Genomic DNA, 23,369 nt, shown 5'->3' on the forward strand with positions numbered 1-23,369 from the left:
AGGACGGCTGGAGTATTTGGCATGATGATTGCATTACCCGGATTTCAGATTGTCAGTTTGTTAAAAGCAGGGGTAAAAGCAGTCATATACCGTGGAATTAAGGTTAAGGATCGGTGTCCGGTAATTATCAAAGGGCTACGTCCAGAACAGTGTACGCCCAATAATATTGAACAACTCAAACATGAGTATGCGATCGCCCAAAGGTTAAATATCGCCGCCGCCCTCATTGTCTACGCCTTAGAGATGCATCAGGGAATCCCTTATTTAATTATGGAGGATTTTCAGGCGCGATCGCTCGACCAGTTTCTAGACCAATTTCAACAGCCTGTGCCGTTTCTGAAGATTGCGATTGAAATTACTAGCAAACTCGCACAAATTCACACTCATCATATTGTCCACAAGGATATTAAGCCGCAAAATATCTTAATTAACCTCGAAACTAGTCAGGTCAAAATCGCCGATTTTGGAATTGCTGCTTTCATTCCATACCAGCAGCAAATAGTTAGCAGTTCCAGTCGAATTGAAGGCAGTCTACCTTATTTATCACCTGAGCAAACCGGGCAAATGAATCGAGGAATTGACCATCGCAGCGATTTGTATTCTCTAGGAATCACCTTTTATGAGATGCTAACAGGTCAGCTACCATTTCAAGGCAAAGACCCCTTAGAATGGGTGCATTGTCATATTGCCAAATCTCCACCATCCCCGAAAAAGCTAAACTCTGATATTCCCCAAATGCTCTGTGACATCATCATCAAATTGCTGTCGAAGGTTGCAGAACAGAGGTATCAGAGCGCTTTAGGTTTACAATTTGATCTGGAAAGGTGCTTAAAACAATTGGAGATAACTGGACAAATCCAATCCTTTGTTTTGGGTGAACAAGATATCTCAGAGCGCTTTCAAATTCCTCAAAAATTGTATGGGCGAGAGCCAGAGATTGCCAAGCTTTTACAAGCATTTGAACGAGTTGTTAGTCAAGGAAAACCAGAACTAGTGTTAGTTTCTGGCTATGCTGGGGTTGGTAAATCTTCTCTAGTGAAAGATGTTGCCCATCGATCTGCGATCGCCATTGATAATGCCCGCCTTTACCAAGAAGCGCAGCAAGCACAAAAAACGGCAGAACGAGCATTGGAGCGCATTGCCCGTCTTCAATCCATCACGGCTGCGCTTTCAGAATCCCTGACACCAGCCCAAGTATCTGATGTGATTGTAGAGCAGAGCATGACTGCCTTGGGAGCCAGTTCTGCCCTTGTTGCCTTGGTGAATGAGAGTAAAACTGAACTGGAAATTGTGCGGGCGGTTGGCTATAAGCAGGATTTGATAGACGCTTGGCGTATTTTTGCCATCGATTCACCCTCTCCACTAGCAGAAGCTGTGCGAACTGGGAAACCTATTTGGGCTGAATCAACAGAAAATCGGGTAGCTGATTACCCACATTTAGCAGAAATTTACGCTCAATATGATTTTAATGCCTGGATTTCTATTCCTTTGATGGTAGATGGTTGGGCAGTTGGCGGTATAAGTTTGGGATTTACTCAGCCTCAACAACTGAGTGGAGAAGATCAAGCATTTATTTTGGCTGTTGCTCAACAATGCGCTCAAGCGATCGCTGTCGGATTTCAACAGCATATTTCCAAACCTGTAGATCCAGAAGAATTGGTGAAGGCGATCGCGTCATTAACGATATAGCCAAACACGCAACAGCGACAGCAATTGCTCAGTATCTACGGGTTTAGTAATGTAGTCTGATGCGCCGGCTTCAATACACTTCTCGCGATCGCCTTGCATGGCTTTAGCAGTCAGTGCAATAATCGGCAAAGATTTAAATCGATCGTTTTGGCGGATCGTGCGTGTTGTTTCGTAACCATCCATTTCTGGCATCATTACGTCCATCAAAACGACATCAATATCTGGTGTATTTTCTAACATGGTAATCCCCTCTCTACCATTTTCAGCATATAAAACCTGGATTTGATAACGCTCTAGCATACTGGTAAGGGCGAAGATATTACGCATATCGTCGTCTACAATTAGCGCTGTTTTACCAGTGAGCAAGTAGTCTTGTGAATGCAGCTGTTCGAGTATTTGTCGCTTCGGTTCAGGTAAATTTGCTTGGACTCGGTGTAAAAATAATGCTGTTTCATCGAGGAGACGTTCGGGCGATCGCACATCTTTAATAATGATTGTCTCGGCAATCCGTCTGAGTTCTGTTTCTTGAGCTTTGCTAATTTCTCTACCTGTATAGACAATAATTGGTAAAGTTTTGCCGTTAGGTAGAAGCTTTATCTGCTCGATTAGTTCAAACCCGGTCATGTCAGGTAGCCCTAAATCGAGGACAAGGCAATCAAAATGCTGGGTACGAATAGCTTCTAGAGCAGCTGCACCATCAGCCACAGCAGTGGTCGAAACATCGCTGTTACCAATCAACTCAACAATACTCAGCCGTTGAGTGTCGTCGTCTTCGACTACCAATAAATTTTTCACCTGGCGCTCAACAAAACCTTTAATTTTGGTCAACGCCTCAGATATTGTCTCGCTGGTTAAAGGTTTTTGCAGATATGCGATCGCACCTAGTTGTAAACCGCGCTGTTTTCCTTCTTCAACAGTCATGATATGTACGGGGATGTGACGGGTATTTGGGTCATGTTTGAGACGATCCAATACCGTCCAACCATCCATTTCTGGCAACCGAATATCTAGCAAAATGGCTGAAGGTAGGAATTGCTGCGCTAGCATCAAACCTGTACTACCTGTTTGGGCAGCTATCACCTTGAATCCTTGCTGTTGCGCCATATCTAAAAGGATACGCGCAAAATTAACGTCATCTTCGACAATTAGTAAGACGCGATCGCCTCTTTCAATAGTAGTGCGATCGTCATTAATCAGTGCTGTTAGCGGATAGCTAAGGTTTAGCCCGTGCTGAGTGCTGTTAGCGGTAGCGGGGCGTTGAGCCAGTGCTGAGTCAGGAGTGAGGAGTGAGGAGTGGGGAGTGGGGAGTCCAAAGTAGGGAGTACTGGATTGTGTCGATATCAACTCAGGACTCAGCACTCGTGACTCAGGACTCAATTGTGGTAGATAGAATGTAAAAGTGCTACCTTCACCGGGTTGACTGATGAGTTTAATTTCGCCACCGAAGAGACGGGCGATTTCGCGGCTAATTGATAAGCCCAATCCGGTACCGCCGTATCTCCGACTGGTAGAGCCATCAGCTTGCTGGAATGCTTCAAAAATCACTTTCTGTTTTTCGGGGGCAATGCCAATGCCTGTATCGCTGACTGAGAAAGCAATCACAACTTGGGCACGATTTAAGGTTTCGTTGTCGTTGCTCCATCCTAGCTTGGGCACCGCAATCCGTAAGCGCACCTCCCCTTGCTCTGTAAATTTAAAAGCGTTGGAGAGCAGATTTTTCAACACTTGTTGTAAGCGTTTAACATCTGTATAAATGCTGTTTGGCAATTCGGCAGTAAATTCAATAGCGAAGGCAAGTCCTTTACTCTGAGCGATTTGTCGGAAGGTACGCTCAATCTGCTCACCCAACTCTGCTAATGGTATTTGGGTCATGTCAATGGACATGGTTCCAGATTCAATTTTAGCGAGATCCAGAATGTCATTGATTAACGTCAACAAATCAGTACCTGCTGAGTAAATTGTCTGGCTGTATTCGACTTGTTTGCTAGTAAGGTTGCGATCGATATTATCTGTCAACAATTTCGCCAAAATTAACAAGCTGTTTAGCGGTGTCCGCAGTTCATGAGACATATTGGCGAGAAATTCTGATTTGTATTTTGAAGAAAGGGCGAGTTGTTCAGCCTTGTCTTCTAAAGAGAGTCTTGCTTGTTCAATTTCCCGATTTTTGCGCTCGACTTCTTTCTTCTGCATCGCCATCAACTCTGCCTTTTCTTCTAATTCGGCGTTGGTTTGTTGCAGTTCCTCTTGCTGTCCTTTGAGTAAATCCTCAGAGGTTTTGAGTGATTGCGCTTGTTGTTCTAAGCGCTGGTTGGTTTCCCGGAGTTCGCTTTGCTGGGTTTGGAGTTCTTCAGCCAAAGATTGCGATTGTTTAAGTAATTCTTCAGTTCGCATCGATGCTGCGATCGTGTTGAGGACGATCGCTATACTTTCGGTAAGTTGGTCGAAGAATGTCAAATGAATTTCGCTAAAGCGGCGGAAGGAAGCTAATTCTATGACTGCTGTCACCTGTCCTTCAAAAAGTACAGGTAACACTACGGCATTGAGTGGAGTTGCTTCCCCTAAACCAGAGGCAATTCTGACATAATCACTTGGTACTTCCGTCAGCAGTATTCGCTCTTTTTCCAAAGCGCATTGTCCCACCAAGCCTTCACCCAAGTGAAAGCGGTTAGCTAGATGTCTGCGTTCGCGGTAAGCGTAGCTACTGATTAGTTTCAAATACTGTGTATTTTCCCCATACTCCATCAGGAAGAATACACCATGTTGCGCTCCTACCAAGGGTGCTAGTTCTGAGAGAATTAGTTTAGATACAGTTTCCAAGTCTCGCTGCCCTTGGAGCATCCGGGTAAACTTGGCTAAATTAGTTTTCAACCAGTCTTGTTCGGTATTTTTCTGCGTTGTCTCCCGCAGGTTGGCAATCATCTGGTTGATGTTGTCTTTGAGGATGGCAACTTCACCTAGTGCTTCGACGGCAATTGAACGAGTTAAATCACCCTTAGTGACAGCTGTAGCAACTTCTGCCAGCGATCGCAACTGGGTGGTAAGTGTCGCAGCGAGTTCGTTGACATTATCTGTCAAATCTTTCCAAGTCCCAGCCGCCCCAGGTACTTTCGCTTGTCCGCCTAACTTCCCTTCAATTCCCACTTCCCGCGCCACTGTGGTTACTTGATTGGCAAACGTCGCTAGGGTATCAATCATTTCGTTGATTGTCTCTGCCAAAGTTTCAATTTCTCCCTTGGCATCTAACATCAGTTTGCGTTTCAAGTCACCGTTAGCAACCGCCGTTACAACTCTGGCAATACCGCGCACTTGGGCCGTTAAGTTCCCCGCCATTGAGTTAACGTTGTCTGTTAAATCTTTCCAAGTCCCTGCAACACCTTTGACTTGTGCTTGTCCGCCCAACTTCCCTTCAGTTCCCACTTCCCGCGCCACCCGCGTTACTTCACTTGCAAAGGAACTGAGTTGATCAACCATTGTATTGGTGGTATTCTTCAAGTCTAAAATTTCGCCTTTGGCATCGACAGTAATTTTCTTGGATAAGTCGCCATTAGCTACTGCTTTTGTAACTTCCGCGATGTTGCGAACTTGAGCCGTTAAGTTCCCCGCCATTGAGTTAACGTTGTCTGTTAAATCTTTCCAAGTACCTGCAACTCCTCTGACGTAAGCTTGCACGCCCAATTTACCTTCGGTTCCCACCTCACGGGCAACCCTTGTAACTTCTGATGCAAAGGAATTTAGCTGATCCACCATTGTGTTGATGGTGTTTTTAAGTTCTAGAATTTCGCCTTTAACATCGACAGTGATTTTCTTGGAGAGGTCGCCCTTCGCTACAGCTGTGGTAACTTCAGCAATGTTTCGCACTTGCGCCGTCAAACTTCCCGCCATGAAGTTTACACTGTCGGTCAAATCTTTCCAAGTGCCGGCGACACCTTTAACTTCCGCTTGTACACCCAGCTTCCCTTCAGTTCCCACCTCACGGGCAACTCTTGTAACTTCACTTGCAAAGGAATTAAGTTGATCTACCATCGTGTTGACGGTGTTCTTCAACTCTAAAATTTCACCTTTGACATCAACGGAGATTTTTTTAGATAAGTCGCCATTAGCTACAGCAGTGGTGACGGCGGCAATGTTTCGCACCTGTGCGGTTAAACTTCCCGCCATGAAGTTCACGCTATCAGTTAAATCTTTCCAAGTGCCAGCCACACCGCGCACATCTGCTTGCACACCCAGTTTACCCTCACTTCCCACCTCACGCGCCACCCTTGTGACTTCACTTGCAAAGGAATTGAGTTGATCCACCATTATATTGATGGTATTCTTCAGTTCCAGAATTTCGCCTTTGACAGCAACAGTAATTTTCTTAGATAAGTCACCATTGGCGATCGCAGTTGCAACTTCGGCAATGTTTCGCACTTGGTCAGTGAGGTTCCCCGCCATTAAATTTACGTTGTCGGTCAAGTCTTTCCAAGTACCTGCCACTCCTCTAACTTCGGCTTGCACACCCAATTTACCTTCAGTTCCCACTTCACGGGCGACTCGCGTCACTTCACTAGCAAAGGAACTGAGTTGATCCACCATTGTATTAATGGTATTTTTCAACTCCAGCATTTCACCTTTAACATCGACAGTGATTTTCTTAGAAAGGTCGCCTGTTGCAACGGCGGTAGTTACTTCGGCAATATTCCGCACCTGCGCCGTTAAACTTCCCGCCATGAAATTCACGCTGTCAGTTAAATCTTTCCAAGTGCCAGCCACGCCGCGCACTTCTGCTTGCACGCCCAGTTTACCCTCGCTTCCCACCTCCCGCGCAACCCTTGTTACTTCTGATGCAAAGGAATTGAGTTGATCCACCATTGTGTTGATGGTGTTTTTGAGTTCCAGAATTTCACCTTTGACATCGACGGTGATTTTCTTGGATAAGTCGCCTGTTGCAACGGCAGTAGTCACTTCCGCAATGTTTCGCACCTGTGCCGTTAAACTTCCCGCCATGAAGTTTACACTGTCGGTCAAATCTTTCCAAGTGCCAGCGACACCCTTAACATCTGCTTGCACACCCAGTTTACCTTCACTGCCCACCTCACGAGCAACCCGCGTCACTTCACTTACAAAGGAACTGAGTTGATCCACCATTATATTGATGGTATTCTTCAGTTCTAGAATTTCACCTCTGACATCGACGGTAATTTTTTTAGATAGATCGCCATTTGCGATCGCAGTGGCAACTTCGGCAATATTTCGCACCTGTCCGGTGAGATTACCTGCCATTAAGTTAACGTTGTCAGTTAAATCTTTCCAAGTACCCGCTACTCCTTGCACTTGCGCTTGCACGCCCAATTTTCCTTCAGTTCCCACCTCACGCGCAACTCTTGTTACTTCCGATGCAAAGGAATTAAGCTGAACCACCATCGTGTTGATCGTGTTTTTCAACTCCAGTATTTCGCCTTTGACATCCACAGTAATTTTCTTAGATAAGTCGCCATTCGCTACAGCCGTGGTAACTTCCGCAATATTCCGCACTTGTGCCGTCAAGCTTCCCGCCATGAAATTCACACTATCGGTAAGGTCTTTCCAAGTACCCGCTACCCCGCGAACTTCTGCTTGACCGCCCAATTTGCCTTCTGCACCCACCTCACGCGCAACCCTTGTTACTTCTGATGCAAAGGAATTAAGTTGATCCACCATAATGTTGACGGTGTTTTTCAACTCTAAAATTTCGCCTTTGACATCGACAGTGATTTTCTTAGAAAGGTCGCCATTTGCTACCGCCGTTGTCACTTCTGCAATGTTACGGACTTGGGCAGTAAGATTCCCTGCCATTAAGTTAACGTTATCAGTGAGATCCTTCCAAGTCCCTGCGACTCCTTTAACTTCGGCTTGCACACCCAACTTACCTTCAGTTCCCACCTCACGCGCAACTCTTGTCACTTCCGATGCAAAAGAATTAAGCTGATCCACCATCGTGTTGACGGTGTTTTTGAGTTCTAGAATTTCGCCTTTCACATTCACAGTGATTTTTTTCGATAAGTCACCGTTAGCGATCGCAGTGGCAACTTCGGCAATGTTGCGAACTTGTCCGGTGAGATTACCTGCCATCAAGTTAACGCTATCAGTCAAATCTTTCCAAGTGCCAGCAACACCTTGCACTTCGGCTTGAACACCCAACTTACCTTCAGTTCCCACCTCACGCGCAACCCGGATCACTTCACTAGCAAAAGAACCGAGTCGATCCACCATTGTGTTGACGATATTAGCAGTTTGGAGAAACTCACCTTGCAAAGGTCTGCCGTCAATTTCTGTGGCGATCGTTTGCGATAAGTCACCATTGGCAACTGACCGAATTACCCGAGTAGTTTCAGCTGTTGGTTGGACTAAATCTGTAATCAGACTATTGACAGAAGTAACACAATCTGACCATGAACCACGAACATCTCCTAAAGAGGCGCGTTCGGCAATTTTGCCTTCTTTGCCGACAACATTGCCAATCCGTTGTAACTCTGCCGCCATCCGCTCATTCTGGTCAATAATATCATTGAGCGTATCAGCTATTTTCCCCGCCACACCAGTATGGTCTATGGGCATCCGAGCCGAGAAGTCACCCTGTTTAACAGCATTCAGCGTTCTTAGTAGCTGATTTAAATCTAGATTGTCGCTGTCTCTAGTTAACTGTTCGGTTGCCATAGCCTTATCTCTAAAGAATTTTCTGGGTTTTCGTGTTTAAAAGAGGTTTTATCAAAGCAATTCGTGACTCTATATTCCGGTTTGCACCCGTAATGCATACTAACTTCTAATGATAACGGGGGAAAGGCAAGGGGGTAGAGGGCAGGAGGGGAGTTTGCTATGGGGTTTGTGTAGTATCTCTGCTAGTAGAGCTTGTTGTTACCAAAAAAAGACGCAGTGAACCAGCGCTTTAGGCGGGTTTACTGCGTCTTTTTTATTATTGTTGATTAACTTGCATTCGGGCGGGCGGTTACGCCATCGCAACTGACTTTTTGCGGGAAGGACGCTTGCGCTCTGATTTTTTCTTTAGTCCAACCGCTTGGGCTTCGTCGCTATCTGATCCATATTGTCCGCGGATTACTTCTTTCATGGCTAATACAGCATTGTGAAATTCCCATTCTGCTAATCGTGCAGAATCGGTAGCAGCACGGTATAAAGTTAGTTTTTCGGTTTCGGCTTGTTGCTGCGTCAACATATCCTGATAAGCTTGCAGTAAGTTTCCTACAGAGGCATCAGCACGGGTTGTATCATAGGTACTGACAGTTTGCAAACCGTGTAATGAAGTAATATCTTGACTAATTGATTGAGAGGGCAAACGGCGGGTTTTATCTTGAGTAGGCATATATGCATACTGTTGTAATGGATAAGTTTAATGTGCCCATTACAACAAAAAAACTAACAGTAAATGATATTTTTAGATAGAACAAAGTTAAGGAAACGTGGGTTAATTTTTGCAAGTCGATGCAATAGTATTGTCAGTCGATGCGATCGCATTGTTAGTCGATACAATGGCATTGTGAGTTGATGCGATCGCATTGTTAGTCGATACAATGGCATTGTGAGTTGATGCGATCGCATTGTTGGTCAATGCAATGGCATTGTTGGTCAATGCAATGGCATTGTTAGTCAAAACAATCGCATTGTCAGCCGATGCAATGGCATTGTCAGTCGAAGCAATGGCATTGTCAGTCAATACAATCGCATTGTCAGTCGAAACAATCGCATTGTCAGTCGATACAATTACAGCAGTTTTCATGTATTTGAACCACATCTGTTGTAGGGGCACAGCATTGCTGTGCCCAAGAGTGCGTGATCTATTTAGTTGAAAATAGCTGTAAGTAGGTAAGTGGGAAAATTTATAAGTATGTCATTACTACGACTCAGGGGCGCGATGCCCGCAGGCTTCGCATGTGCGCCGGATCGCAAAACCCAAAACCCAGATTCTCTCGTAGCAGTTTCTCGGTAGCTAGGGTAGTGAAACACACGCTCTTAGACTTTTCAAACATCCTCTAAGATGTTTCCAGGAACCAACGCCTTAATTTTTATGCTTTATAGAATGAGCTTTCTGAGTTTTGCACTCCTTACTAGTGTAAACTCCAACAAGAATTTATCAATTCCAAAGCAGTCTTGCATCATTACGACGCAGACCCCAAGCCCTAGTATTTCCGCTACGGCTGGAAGCATATAACTCAATTTTATCTTTAATTACAAGCGTAAATAGACATGATACAAGCAGCAAATCGAATAATACAGAGCTTATGGTTAGGAAATGAACTATCTTTAATGGAGCAGTTATCTATTAACTCTTTTTTGTCAAATGGGCATGAGTATCACTTATATATTTATGACGATGTTAAGAATATCCCAGAAGGTACGACTGTTAAAAATGGTAATGAAATTTTGCCAGCAAAAAGGATTTTTACTTACTCAGTAGGATGGGGGAAAGGAAGTTATGCAGGATTTGCGGATCTTTTCAGGTATCACCTGCTGAAAATTAAGGGGGGTTGGTGGGTAGATACAGACATTGTATGTCTAAAACCATTTAATTTTGAATCAGAGTATGTAATTGCTTCAAGTTATGAACGGCAACAGGGAGAAGCTGCTAATAATTGTGTTCTCAAAATACCTAAAGATAGTTATTTGGCTGCTTATCTTGTTGAAGTCAGTGACAAAGCTGAGCCAAATACTCTTAAATTTGCGGATACTGGCCCAGTCCTAATTCAAAAAGCAGTTTCTGAATTAAATTATCAACAGCATGTTGTTGGTCATGAGATATTTTGTCCAATAACATGGAGGGCTGTAAATAAGATAGTTTACAATCAAGAATTACTAACATTTCAAAAGGCTTTTGAATTAGCAAAGGATTGGATAAAACCAATAATTATACCTGATACCAAATCGGGTATGATTACAAAGAATAGCTATGCAGTACACCTATGGAATGAGGTTTGGCGGCAAAATAATTTAGATAAAAATGCAACTTATAATACAACCTGTTTATATGAGCGACTTAAACGCCAGTATTTATATAGCAATTCTAATTGAAGCATGAGAAAATACCTGACTTTTCACGGGATGTGGAAGTGCGATTCGTTGGTAGCTGAATTCATAAGCTATCCAAGGTGAAGACCTAGAGTAACAAGAGTTGCGTGTAATATATAATACTATGATTTTGAGGTAAGTATTCTGCATGTAAATGTGTTTACCTATCCTATTTAGACAGTTTCAATATTAATTCAGTACTTATATTGAATTAAACAACGACCCCTTCTAATTCCTCATCTGTCAACTCATACAACTGGCGCAATTTATCTAACTTCTCACTATCAGCTTCCCAGAAACCACGCCCATGCGCCTCCAACATTCTCCCTAAAATATTCCGAAAAGCTTCAGGATTTGCCTTGCGTAATTTATCCGCCATCTCTGCATCTAACGCATAAGTATCAGCCGCTTGGTCATAAACCCAATCATCGGTAAAATCGGCAGTACCACCCCAACCAATCAACGCCGTCATCCGTTGGGAAATTTCAAAAGCACCACCAGAACCTTGATTCACCATCGCTTGCGCCCATTTAGGATTTACCAACTTAGTGCGATACTCCATTCTGAGCAAATCATCTAAATTGCGGGGTGTAGTATCTTTCGAGAAACTTTCCACAAAGCTAGTTGTAACCTTCTTACCGCGTTGTTTTTCTGCTGCCCTTTTTAAACCGCCGGTATTGGCGTAATATTCTTGAATATCAGTTAAACCATATTCAACCGAATCGATTTCTTGAACAATGCGATCGCTAGTTTTCAACAACGTGTTCAACACTTCCGGTCTAGCTTGACCTTTATCTTCTCTCCCGTAGCTAAAAACGTTGCGACTTTGCCAAGTATTCCCCAACTCCTCACCAGATTCCCAGTTACCATCCACAACTCTATCATTCACCAAAGAACCAAAATCACCCGCCGGATTAGAAAACAATCTCGCGGATGCATTTTCCACACCTTGGGCTTTTAAAGCTAAAGCATGTCTTCTAATAAAATTCTCATCTTCCGATTCATCAGCATCAGCCGCCCGTTGAAATAAATCATCCAACAATTCGATGATATTTACAAAACTATCCCGAAAAATCCCAGACAAATTACCCAACACATCAATGCGAGGATGTCCAACCTCCGCCAACGGCTTCAACTCATAACGAACAATTCTGCCAGTTCCTTCCTTAACTGGTTCAGCCCCCACCAACTCCAACAAAATCCCCAGAGATTCACCCTTAGTTTTAATCGCATCCAATCCCCATAACATCACCGCCACCGTTTCAGGATATTTCCCATATTCATCCAAATGCTGGGCGATAATTTTTTGAGCAATTTCTCGTCCCCGTTCATACGCCGCAGGTGAAGGCATCCGATAAGGATCTAAAGCATGAATATTTCTCCCCGTAGGCAAAACACCAGCCCCATCCCTTAACAAATCCCCCCCAGGCGCAGGCGGAATATATTCCCCATTTAACCCCCTTAACAAATTCGTTAACTCATCCGTAGATTGCATCAACAAATCCCTTATTAATCTTTCTTCTTCTTCTCTTTCTTCTTTGCGTCCTTTGCGTCTTCTCTGCGAGACGCTTTGCGAATGCGGTTCGTTTTCTTCCTCTTCCTCTCCAAAATAAGCCTCCAAATACGACCCTAACTCCTCCTCATTCGGTGCTTCCCCCAAAGTATGCAACCCAGAAGAAAACAACCGATTTTCTAAAACTTGCAAATATTCATACAACTCCACCAAATAATCATCAAAAGCATGAGTGCTAAACATCCGAACATTTTCTGGAGTAAACGCAATCCCCAACTTCTTCGCACCCGCAAACGGACAATCTGCATCCAACCCAGAATCCACAATTTTTTTACAAATCCCTTCCTTCAAAACATAATTCTTTTGCGGATCTTCACGATACTCCGCAATCAAATCCCGCAACGCCACCAATTCCTTATACAAACCTGCACGACCATAAGGCGGTACATTATGAGAAATCAATACACCATAACCGCGACGTTTTGCCAACATCGACTCAGACGGATTATTCGCTGCATATATATATAGATTAGGCAAATTTCCTAACAGAATATCCGACCAAGAATAACCCGTATTACCCAACGGCGAACCAGGCAACCATTCAACAGTCCCATGCATTCCAAAGTGAACTAAAGCATCAGCTTGAAACTCATTTTGCAACCATTTATAATAAGCAGCATATTGCGGATGGGGCGTTAAATCTCGTTCAAACATTAAACGCATCGGGTCGCCTTGTATCCCCAAAGGTGGTTGTACACCTATCCAGACATTGCCTAATTGCACACCGCCAATTTGGAATTCGTCGCCATAAGTTTTAATTCCAGTTCCCGTCAGAGATTTCCATTGTTTTTCGATGCGGGAGGTTTGCAGATATCCCAGCCATTTTTCTAGAGTACGGGTGCTAACGGACGCAGGAATATTTTTTGTATCACCAAAAGTTTCATCCGCTTCTTTCACCCAGCGAATCAATTCTTCCCCATCTTCTGGCAAATCTCCGACGGTGTAGCCTTGTTCTTTAAGTGCGTGGAGAAACTTCAACAAACTACGTGGCACATTTAATAATGCAGCTGTGCCCACAGCACCATAACCAGGAGGAAACCCATATAATATAATGGCAATCTTGCGTTCCGATGCAAGTTTTTGCCGCAAAGCTACCCAACTTTTCACCCTACCAATTAATCGCTGCACCCGTTCGGGAACCAGATAAATATTTTCACCCACCAAACCACCAAGGGGAACAGTATCAATAGCCCCATCCAATTCTGGTAATGCGTACAACACTACACTTTGCAATCCGCCGATACCTTGGCGCGTCCACGAGGAAATATCTTGAATTAATAGTGGTGCTGCAACAATATAAGGTACATTTTTGGCAGTGAGGATGCGTTTTGCTACTTCTATTTGACGCCCTGCTTCCATTGAACCAGCCGGGCCACCCACTAGAGGAAAGCCAATTGTCGAAACGATCGCATCTACTTTTACTGCTTCACTAGAAAGTGAGGGAATCTCTATATTACCTAGTTGTCGTTGCTGAATTTCATAGTCGGTTGTCATTAAATCTCGTACCGCCACATGTCCTTCTACGCCGTTGATAAAGATGGGTAAAGGAATTAACCCAGCTTTTTCAAAACTGCGAATCAGTTGGGGAATGTAGGGTTGTTTGGTGATGACGTGTTTTCGGTAGAGGAGAATTCCTACAACTGGGGAGACGCGATTAATCGCGTCTCTACAAGAGGTTTTATACCATTCTAAATACTCACGGGGCGATTCAAAAAACCCTTGATAGTCAGGATGGAGTAATCCGATGTTGGGGGTTTCAATTAGCGGGGGAATGTCGCCGACTTTTAAACCTAAGTATTTTTCTGCTAGTGTCCAGAATAATGAAGCGACGTTTTCTGGGCCACCAGCATTCCAGTAACCATAGATAATTAACCAGTTGCGTAAGTCTTGGACTTTTTGCACTGGCACATATTTCAGTAGTTTGGGGCCAATTTTTAAGAAGCTGATATAACCAGCAAGTTTGTCTTCTTCGCGTCCGTTGCTAAATTTGTCGAGGATGAATTTAACTGGTTTGGGCATTCCTTTGGGTTTGTCACCAATGGCAAAGTCACCCAACTTGGTTAAACTCATCAATTCCAAGGCTGACTCAAACACCAGACGGATGGGAATTTGGGAAATGCGATCGCGCAACCACACAACCTGGTCATAATCAAATAGTAGGCTACCGAAAAACACATCAGCATCATGAAGTGCTACTTCTACCTCAGTGCGAATGCTAGTAAGATCGCGATCGCTAAATACCCGAATATCCAACTCAGGACAGCGAGAGTTAGCCAAAAAGGCTGCTTTTCTGTACAAGTCAGCGTTGAATGATTCAAACCCAGCAATCAAGACGATGCGTTTCATGCCTGTAAGCTACGAAATATTTCTTTACTTAAATTTTAAACGTGCTTTCAGGCTGATTGTTAAATATCTACCCACAGATTCCGGTCAGTAGTGCCTTGAAGGAGTTAGGAATTCACTATCACCACTGCCTTTGGGATATTTTGATTTCAAAAAAGTTGTAATGTGTTGAGTCAAATTAAGTGCATCACTGAACTCTTTCGATTCCTGTAGCGCTTCATATAGCGAACGAATTTCTTGTGGTGACAGGTTTGTGAATGTACGCAACTCGGTAATATCTAATCTCCGATTAAACTCATTGGCAGTATGCCGCCATTGATGTAAAAGCGAAAACAACTCTCTATCTTGACGTTCTGCAAAGACATCAGATGCAATGGCGGTTTCCGTTACTGATATAATTAATCGTGGAAAGACTATTGGTCGTCCCGGCTTATGCGAGTTGGGGTTGAAGCGGCTATCAGATAGAATTACCTCATTTGATTTGCACTCATTCAGTAAGGCCCGCAGAAATTCTATCCTCTTTTCGTTAGCTGATGCCCATCGTTCGCCAAAAATCCCGGTAATTGTTGCTAATAATCCCAGACCTGTTAGTATTGGTTCTAAATTTTTTTCATCTCTAGTCCACCAGACGGCAGCTAGAATAAATCCCAGAAGTAGAGGGAAAAACGTGATAAAGGTGACTAGGTTTTTCATACTCATCTCACATCTTACCGTTTAGACCATATATCATTCGCTACAGAAGAATTATTGTTAATTCCTGAAGAGTCAGAGGCAAGTAAGATTAAATCCATACCAAATCCATTCTTTAAACGTGGTTCCAATACTGTGTGGAGCCTATCAACAAGCACCAGATTACTGTCTGATATAGTTTGATCGATGCCACTAGAAGTATATTTCCGAGTTAGATATAAACGAATCGTATCTTGGTCTTCAAAATTTATTACCGATCGGTCAGGTAACATGACCTCAATTTTATTTCCAGTTAGGTTACGATACAGGATTTTTATCAAAATTCCTCTATCAGTTTCTACGGTACCATCAAAAAACACACTATTTAAGTCGATATGTAAGTCAGTATTTTGCAGTAATGCACTGGTGACAAACTCTTTAAACGATCTAGTCTTCGCGTATTCTTTCGCCGCATTTTGTGCCGCTTCTTCGCTTAATTCTTCAGTGGTCGCTACTTCTAATAGTAGCCTATCTTCACTTCGCATTAGTTTAGAAAGAGTTCGCAAAAGTTCTGTATCTTGTTGAAAATTAGCTAATGTGTTCCCCAATAGCGAAAATAGCACGGGACTGTTATTGATAACTCTATCTAGTAGTTTCCGTAACTCGTCAACATTTCTCTCAATTGAAAAGTCAACTTGAGTTGGCAACACATGGCTACCTTGCAATTGCGATCCTCTCATTGCCCGTTGTACACCTAACCTTAACATTTCCGAACTCATATCAACTGGAAAGTAGAGGAAATCGGGATTTGTGTTGAACAATAAACTTAAAATGTGTTGGTCTTTTTCACCCGTGCCTACGCCTAAACTTACATAATGATATTTCTGATCTTTGATATTATTAGCATTAATTTGATGCCATCGATATCTAAAAGACTCTATACTCTCTTTCATCACGAGATAGAATCGATCGTTACAGGCATGATCCCAGGCGATCGTTGGGCCTATTCCCCAATAGGAAAAACCAGATAAAATCTCTTTTCCATCGCCTGTCGCCGAAAATTCTCCTCTCAATTCCTGCGTGAGTTCTGCAAGTTTGTTAGATTGATCTTCCCCTATAAAGCAGAGAGTCCACCCTAAGCCGGGTTCATTAATGGAATTTTCCAGTAGCTTCACAAAATTTAAAGATCCCATGTTGAGCCTCGTTTCTTGAGCAGTTTATCTGATAAATCTCGTACAGATGTCTAGAAGCGATTGCGTATTCATTAATACTGTAAAGCATTATGTGTTAAGCTGCTCAGGGTTAACAGGAAGCCAAGGGTAGAGTCTGTTAAGGGTTTACGACCTTATAAAACCCAGGTTCACATCAGGGGGTGCGTTCGGTTTAGGGATTTGGGCATCTAACTAAGTACATTTGTCATGGCTTTCCACTTTTACAAAGCGTTATTATCTAAAGAATGGAGGCAATTGCTGGATTTCAATTTATTGCAAAATTTTACTGGTTATTCTCGATATTGATAACTTATAATAGTTGTGTTTTTGGTTACAATATAACTTTAAATTAGTGGATTTTACCAAATAAAAGTTCCTGTTCAAGTTTGCACAAAAACTTATTTGGTCTAATAGCGTAGTAATGCTGAAAAGAATGCAGCCATTGCTAACAAGTATTTAAACAAAGCTATTAACCAAATTTTGTCTATATAATTATAAGAGTTTTGAACTAGTGTAAAAACAAGTAAATTGAGGATGAAATCATGAAATTCGGAATTGATAGCGGGCACAATTGTCCACCAGACACAGGAGCTAGAGGAATCAAAGTTGAGGATAATTTAACTCTAGATGTAGGTAATAGAGTTATAGCCAAGTTAAGAGCTTTAGGAAATGAAGTCGTAGTATGTAAACCAAGTAGCGCTAGTACAGTACGTGAATCACTCTCAAAAAGATGTTCTACAGCTAATGCCAGTAAAGTAGATATTTACGTCTCGATTCATTTTAACTCCTTTAACGGCCAAGCTAATGGCACAGAAGTATTTGCAACTAGCGATACAGGTAGAAAAATCGCTAAACCTGTATTAGATGAAATCGTCAAGTTAGGATTTTTTAATCGTGGCGTTAAGAGTGGTTCCCACTTGTTTGTTCTGAAAAATACAGATATGCCTGCGATTCTTGTAGAAGGTTGCTTTGTGGATTCGCAAAAAGATATAAATCTTTTTAATCCTGAAGCAATGGCTAATGCGATTGTTAAAGGCTTAACTGGTAAAGTGCCAAGTGTTCCTGTTATCCCTGTACCAGATGAAGAAGAGAATGTAGATACCACTATTTTGAGACTGCAAAAGGCCTTAAATCGACTCAAAATAACTGATAAAAATGGTAAGGCGTTAGTGGAAGATGGCTTTACCGGCGCTAATACAAAATCTGCCATAGAAAAATTTCAGACTATTGTCGGAGTTCAGTCAACTGGAATTGCTGACTCAGCTACATGGAATGCCATAAATCAAATTTTGGCAAAACGAGTGCTCAGACCAAACCATGCTGGTAATGAAGTTGTCAGATACTTACAATACCGTTTAGGTGTTGAGAATGATGGCGTCTACGGGCCGCAAACAGAAGTTGTAGTTAAAAACTTTCAAAAGCAAAATGCTTTAGATGCCGATGGAATTATTGGGCCTGCTAGCTGGCAGAAATTAATTGGTTAGGCTGATGGGAACTAGAGACTAGAGACTGGGGTAGTAGTGCTGAGTAAAGAAGTTGGGAATCTGACTTCTTTACTCAGAACTGGGAACGGGCTAAACGTACCACTACCGTTAACAGAACTGTTTTGCCTAATGAATAAGTGAAGGGGTTAATTTTAGCAACTTACAACCATATTTTGTTCATAACATCTTTGGGAAGCGCACAAACTGCCAAAGCATTTGAGATAGCATTGATATCGCTTAAAGCTATTAAGCTAAAATAATTAAAAGAAATAATTAGGGCGTAGGAAATCACCTATTCTGCTGACAAGAATCTGTTCAACTTAACCAGGTTTGCGTTTGATAAGTATCAATCGCATTTGGTAACAGGTAACTTCCTATCGCTCTGGTGCTTTTTTGGCGGTGAAGTTTCGCCAAAAGTATAAAAGTAAAGGGCTTTTCAAGCCTATAACAATTGCTACTATTTTTTGTATAAATAAATACCTTTTTAATAATTTTAAAATTTATTTATTATGTCATATCAAGCCTGATACAACACTTATTCTAAGAGATGATTCAAAACCGTTGTTTTTATAATAACTGAGTTTAAATACAGCGTATTTCAGGTAAATGAAGTACACGGGTAGGGGCACAACATGTTGTTCCCTTACGATTATCTGTACCTCACCTTGGCGTAGCCTCTCGTAGAGAAGTTGCAATCTGCTGTATGATATTTCAGTAAGACAGCGATCGCTATCCTCTGGTTTCACTGACTGAATTATCCTAGTGTGTAGATATAGGCTTGTCTTAACTGCCTTACCAGTGCCTATTTCAATTATTGCAATTTCAAATAAGTTGCTCTGCCAATTTGGGATTTTTGATTGAAGGAAAAATCCCAAATTGAATGACTCCTGAGTTATTTATTGTTAAAAGAAAGTGCCAAATTAACCTTCGGCACTTTCAGCGCGCACGGGAATTACAATTCCTTCCCGCAGTAGTGCATTCGTAAAAATCTTCCGAAGAACGCGCTGAATCTGAAGATGTTTTCCTGGCTTTACTTTCGTCAATGTCCGTAGCAACAAGTTAGACTCTCCCAGACTTTCGACTCCATCCACCTGTGTGCCTTCGAGTACATCTGGATCGTCTGCTTTTAACTGCTGTCCGACTTCCTCAATTACTTTGTACACGTGCGCTAAGTTGGAATTATAAGGCACACCAACTTCTACTACTGCAAAGATATACTGTTTGGAGTAATTAGTAATTGAGCCAATATTCCCATTTTGAATAATCTGCAATTGACCATTAGGATGTCTGACACGAGTGGTTCTGAGTTCAATTGCCTCGACAATACCTTCGACAACTTTATCTTCGGCTTTTCCAGCTTCAATATAGTCACCTACTAAGTAGTAGTTTTCAAACAGAATAAAGAAGCCACAGACAATATCGTTAATTAGTGTTTGTGCCCCTAACCCCACAGCGATTCCGACAATACCAGCACCCGCAAGTATGGGAGTGGGATCGATACTCAGGGCATAGAGAATGAAAACTGTAGCACCAAAGTAAATTAAGTATTGTAAGAAACTACGAAACAAAGGAACAAGCGTCATGCGTCTACTTCTTTGAATATCAGTTAGATTCTGGTCTTTGAACAGCACCTCTTCAATAAGTAGGTAAACGACCTCAAACAACACGCGACTAATGAAGATGATACCGATTATCTTGATAATTCGCGGGCCAAAAGTTGCAATATTGGCAATTAACTGCACCTGCTGAATTACCAATGTTGCCATGCAGACATAAATCACAAATTCCAAGCAACGCTTTAAAAAGGGTATCAGGTGTCGGAGGCGATCGTAGAATCTCAGCAGGTTATCAGGATTGGAGTATCTGATGCTGAGAGCATCTAGGCTATCAACGATCGCAGCAATTGCTTTGAGTATAAGCAACCCGACGCCAATGATTAGATAGATTCGCAGCGCGATGTACAAATATTCCGAAATCGTTGCTGGCAATTTGAGAAAATGGGCACACAAGATGGTAGCCCATAGCCAGATTCCACCACTAATTCTGTCATAGAAGGCGTTAAAGAAAGCATCAATACTTTCATCGTCAGCAGTATTTTTTTCTAAGTTCTTAGTGCGAGTGCTTGCTACCTTCAGCCAATATTTTAGAAATTTCAGGGCGATCACCGCTAAAATCAAAGATGCTGATAGAGGATTACCCCTTCATTTATCCAATCAAGAAAAGGTTCTTGTTCCATTAGGATTCCTGAAAAGTCATTCCAGCAACGGCTAGCTGTGAAAAAGATTTACTGGCAATGTCAGGGAGAAATGATCACTCTTCCGACGAAAGCTGGTAGGTGCGACAAAAGTGAAGTTGACATCAGAACGTTTCTCTGGTGTTCACTACAATAATTGCGCGTAGATAGTGGGTTAATGTGTCTTTTCGTCTGCGTATATCTGCGTCTTTACATCTTTCTAGCGATTTGAACTATGCAATTTACAAGCGCATCAGCTTATTTAATATCAGCATTCTCACAATCCATCTGCACCACACAATTTCTTCCTTGTGCTTTTGCCTGGTAGAGTCCTTGGTCAGCAGCAGCAATTAAGATTGCAGGAGATAATTGGCTATCAGGAGTGATGGTTGCCACACCAAGACTTAGGGTAATAAATTCACTGACCTGAGAATGGGGATGAGGCATTTGTAATGCACTAATATTGATCTGAATATCTCTTGCAACTGCAATGGCCCCTTCAATATTAGTATTTGGCAAAATAACTGCAAACTCTTCTCCGCCATAACGAGCAACTAAATCAGCGGGATGTTTAACTGTCTGAGAGATTGCCTTAGCAACTTGTCTAAGTGCATCATCTCCTGCCAGATGTCCATGCGTATCGTTGTAAAGCTTAAAGTAATCGACATCACACAAAATCAAAGATAATGAGCCTTGCTCTCGTGCCAACCATTGCCACTGCGTGTTTAATGTGTCATCAAAGCAGCGTCGATTTGCCACTTGGGTTAGACCATCGGAACAGGCAAGGCGCTGTAATTCCTGGTTTGCTTGTTGTAATTGGTGGTAAAGTTCTGATTGCTGAATAGCGATCGCAGCTTGACCTGCCAACTGGTTAAACAAGTTAATCTCCGATTGCTGCCATTGTCTGGGATGACGGCATTGGTGAGCAATCAATAGTCCCCACAAACGCCCTTGCTGCAAAATGGGCACTACAAGGTTTGCCCGGATTTGCAGACTTCTGAGGAGGTCAACATGGCACGGCGATAATCCCGCAGTTTCAATGTTTTCGATCACTCTAGTGTTACCTTGTTGATAGTAAGCTGCACGCGTGGATTGAAAGCAGGTATCCATGACGTGAAATCCCAAAATCGACATACAGCCTTCTGCTAAAGATTCTACAACAACTAACCCACTCCAGTCTGGCTTAAACTGATACATCACCACTCGGTCTACCTCAAACAGTTGTCGCACTTCGGCTACCGTAGTTTGCAAAATCTCGTCTAACTCCAAGGATTGGCGAATGCGCTGCGTCACAGCTGCGACAATTCGCTCAGGCTCGCTTTGGTGTTGAACCTGCTCAACTACCTTAGAATGTGCCGATGCTACAGTTAACACGATTGGATCAAAGTGAGGGGTTGTAGTGACAGGCACTGCACTGGGTTTACCAATCAAATAGCCTTGAGCAAAATTTGCACCTCGTTCTCGCAGCCAATTCAATTCCTCAATGCATTCAATTCCTTCAGCAACGGTTTGGATGTTTAACTTTTGAGTAATCTCTAGAAGTTTCTCGGTAATCGAAGCTTTGTAAAGGTTTTGATGTACATCTCGAATTAACTCCATATCCAACTTGATAAAGTCTGGACGTAACTGATGCAGCAAGTTTAGGCTGGAATAGCCAGAACCAAGGTCATCAAGGGCGACTAAAAACCCAGCATCCCGATAGTATTTAAGTACTGCCTTGAGGTGGGCTAAATCTTGAGGATTGTCTGATTCCACAACTTCAAAAACAACGCGATCGTGGGAGATTCCGGCAGTATCAATTGCTTCTACCGTACTCCGTAGGCAAAAAACTGGGTCATAAAGTGACGTTGGTGCAAAATTGATGAAGATGTGCCCACTCACTTCATATTGGCTGAATTGAGTGATTGTGCTGAGGCGAGCAACTTGGTCGAGTTGTGGTAGAAGTCCGGCTTCGGTTGCTAACTCCAGAATGGATGTTGGTAGTACTAAATTGCCATGTTCGTCCAGCCCCCGCAAAAGCGATTCATATCCAAAAATCTGCGATGTATTGTTAATTGAGACAATTGGTTGGAAGTAACTGGTGAATCGTTCCGTTGCCAGCATTTCAACCAGCCAGTCGGATTGGTTCAACTTAATGAAGCGTTGTAATGAGGCTATGTCACTAAAATCATGGAGTTGAGGTTGGAAAGTGCCTTGAATGAAAAGGACTTGCGTCTCTTTTAATTCTCTTGGTGCAAGTAGTTTGGCGAGGTTTCGGGCAATTTCTAGGGACTGTCCGGGTCTACACTCCAAACTCAAACCTGGTCGCTCATGCATCAGTTCATACTTAAGGGCAAACTGTTGTAGGTAGGAAGTGACTTTTTTTAGGGTATGTGGAACGGGGAACCAGAGAAAGAGCCTACCTGCCTCTTTAGTCCGGCAGCGTGCAACATTGCGACAAGCACAAGTTTTGGAAATAGGACATATTTGGCTCATAGCTAAATAATTTGCTCAATCCGATTTACTCTATTATTCCCACTATTTTTCCTGTAAAAGATAAACTATACTTCAAATACATGAAGATTTGATGAGTTAAGTAAACTGAATAATTTAGCTGAGTAAGTGACTTTGCAACACATACCAAAGTTTATACTAAAACCCCAAATAATTGCCGATATATTTTGTGCAATTAAGCAACAAAACGAGGAGTTATCTTAATAATTTAACTTACAAAATAAAGGCAAAATTAGCCAGTTTAGTAACAGCTTTTAGCTAGATTAATTCAGAGTAAATATATCTATTTGAAGAATGAATCTACCTCAACAAACAACAAAATTTTTGAGAAAAGTTAATAAATTAAGCCATTAATCAAAAACCCTCACCCTAAATCCCTCTCCCAATTTTGGGAGAGGGACTTTGAAATTAGCTCCCTTCTCCTAATTTTGGGAGAAGGGGTTGAGGGATGAGGGCGAATTTTGCATTTGTGCAAGAGGTCGATTGAATGGTTTTGGGGGAAATAAATATCTAATGTTGGTATTTCTTCCACGAATAAATTTATGGCGTTGCATAATAGGGTATGAACATAGGGTGCTAAAACATGAATTGTCCTGACTGTGGCTCTAAAAACATCCGTAAGAATGGGATAAAAAGAG

General features: G+C 42.4%; 11 protein-coding genes. 3 read left to right on the forward strand and 8 right to left on the reverse strand.

Going from position 1 to position 23,369, the window contains the following annotated elements; all coding sequences use genetic code 11:
- The first annotated feature begins 21 nt into the window (after positions 1-21).
- Entirely contained in the window at positions 22-1,689 is a 1,668-nt protein-coding gene (locus tag V7L12_RS23875) for a serine/threonine protein kinase (RefSeq protein WP_335088099.1), read from the forward strand.
- Here V7L12_RS23875 and V7L12_RS23880 read toward each other — a convergent pair.
- The 3 genes from V7L12_RS23880 to V7L12_RS23890 form a co-directional block, all read right to left on the reverse strand.
- Positions 1,678-8,364, reverse strand: coding sequence for a HAMP domain-containing protein (locus tag V7L12_RS23880; protein ID WP_335088101.1), 6,687 nt, complete (start codon positions 8,362-8,364; stop codon positions 1,678-1,680). The genes V7L12_RS23875 and V7L12_RS23880 overlap by 12 nt on opposite strands.
- A gap of 289 nt (positions 8,365-8,653) precedes the next feature.
- A complete protein-coding gene (locus V7L12_RS23885) occupies positions 8,654-9,025 on the reverse strand; it encodes a hypothetical protein (protein ID WP_335088103.1) in 372 nt (123 codons plus the stop codon).
- Positions 9,026-9,127: 102 nt separating this feature from the next.
- Entirely contained in the window at positions 9,128-9,439 is a 312-nt protein-coding gene (locus tag V7L12_RS23890; RefSeq protein ID WP_335088105.1) for a hypothetical protein, read from the reverse strand.
- A 467-nt stretch (positions 9,440-9,906) separates the two neighbouring features.
- Between V7L12_RS23890 and V7L12_RS23895 the strand changes: the two genes are divergently transcribed.
- Complete coding sequence (locus tag V7L12_RS23895) at positions 9,907-10,728, forward strand: glycosyltransferase (RefSeq protein ID WP_335088106.1); 822 nt, start codon at positions 9,907-9,909, stop codon at positions 10,726-10,728.
- A 208-nt stretch (positions 10,729-10,936) separates the two neighbouring features.
- On the opposite strand, the gene bchH is transcribed toward V7L12_RS23895, so the two are convergent.
- The 3 genes from bchH to V7L12_RS23910 all read right to left on the reverse strand — a co-directional run bounded on the left by bchH (position 10,937) and on the right by V7L12_RS23910 (position 16,503).
- Complete coding sequence (bchH, locus tag V7L12_RS23900; RefSeq protein WP_335088108.1) at positions 10,937-14,644, reverse strand: magnesium chelatase subunit H; 3,708 nt, start codon at positions 14,642-14,644, stop codon at positions 10,937-10,939.
- A gap of 84 nt (positions 14,645-14,728) precedes the next feature.
- Positions 14,729-15,334 carry a hypothetical protein gene (locus V7L12_RS23905; protein ID WP_335088109.1) on the reverse strand — a complete coding sequence of 202 codons (606 nt, stop codon included), beginning with the start codon at positions 15,332-15,334 and terminating at the stop codon, positions 14,729-14,731.
- A 14-nt stretch (positions 15,335-15,348) separates the two neighbouring features.
- Entirely contained in the window at positions 15,349-16,503 is a 1,155-nt protein-coding gene (locus V7L12_RS23910) for an L-histidine N(alpha)-methyltransferase (protein ID WP_335088110.1), read from the reverse strand.
- Positions 16,504-17,063: 560 nt separating this feature from the next.
- On the opposite strand from V7L12_RS23910, the gene V7L12_RS23915 reads away from it, so the two are divergent.
- Entirely contained in the window at positions 17,064-18,005 is a 942-nt protein-coding gene (locus tag V7L12_RS23915) for an N-acetylmuramoyl-L-alanine amidase (RefSeq protein ID WP_335088112.1), read from the forward strand.
- Positions 18,006-18,925: 920 nt separating this feature from the next.
- On the opposite strand, the gene V7L12_RS23920 is transcribed toward V7L12_RS23915, so the two are convergent.
- Together V7L12_RS23920 and V7L12_RS23925 are read right to left on the reverse strand one after the other, a co-directional pair.
- Positions 18,926-20,182 carry a mechanosensitive ion channel family protein gene (locus V7L12_RS23920; protein ID WP_335088114.1) on the reverse strand — a complete coding sequence of 419 codons (1,257 nt, stop codon included), beginning with the start codon at positions 20,180-20,182 and terminating at the stop codon, positions 18,926-18,928.
- Positions 20,183-20,496: 314 nt separating this feature from the next.
- Positions 20,497-22,713 carry an EAL domain-containing protein gene (locus tag V7L12_RS23925; RefSeq protein ID WP_335088116.1) on the reverse strand — a complete coding sequence of 739 codons (2,217 nt, stop codon included), beginning with the start codon at positions 22,711-22,713 and terminating at the stop codon, positions 20,497-20,499.
- Positions 22,714-23,369 lie beyond the last annotated feature (656 nt).

Source organism: Nostoc sp., from assembly GCF_036918245.1.
GTDB lineage: Bacteria > Cyanobacteriota > Cyanobacteriia > Cyanobacteriales > Nostocaceae > Nostoc.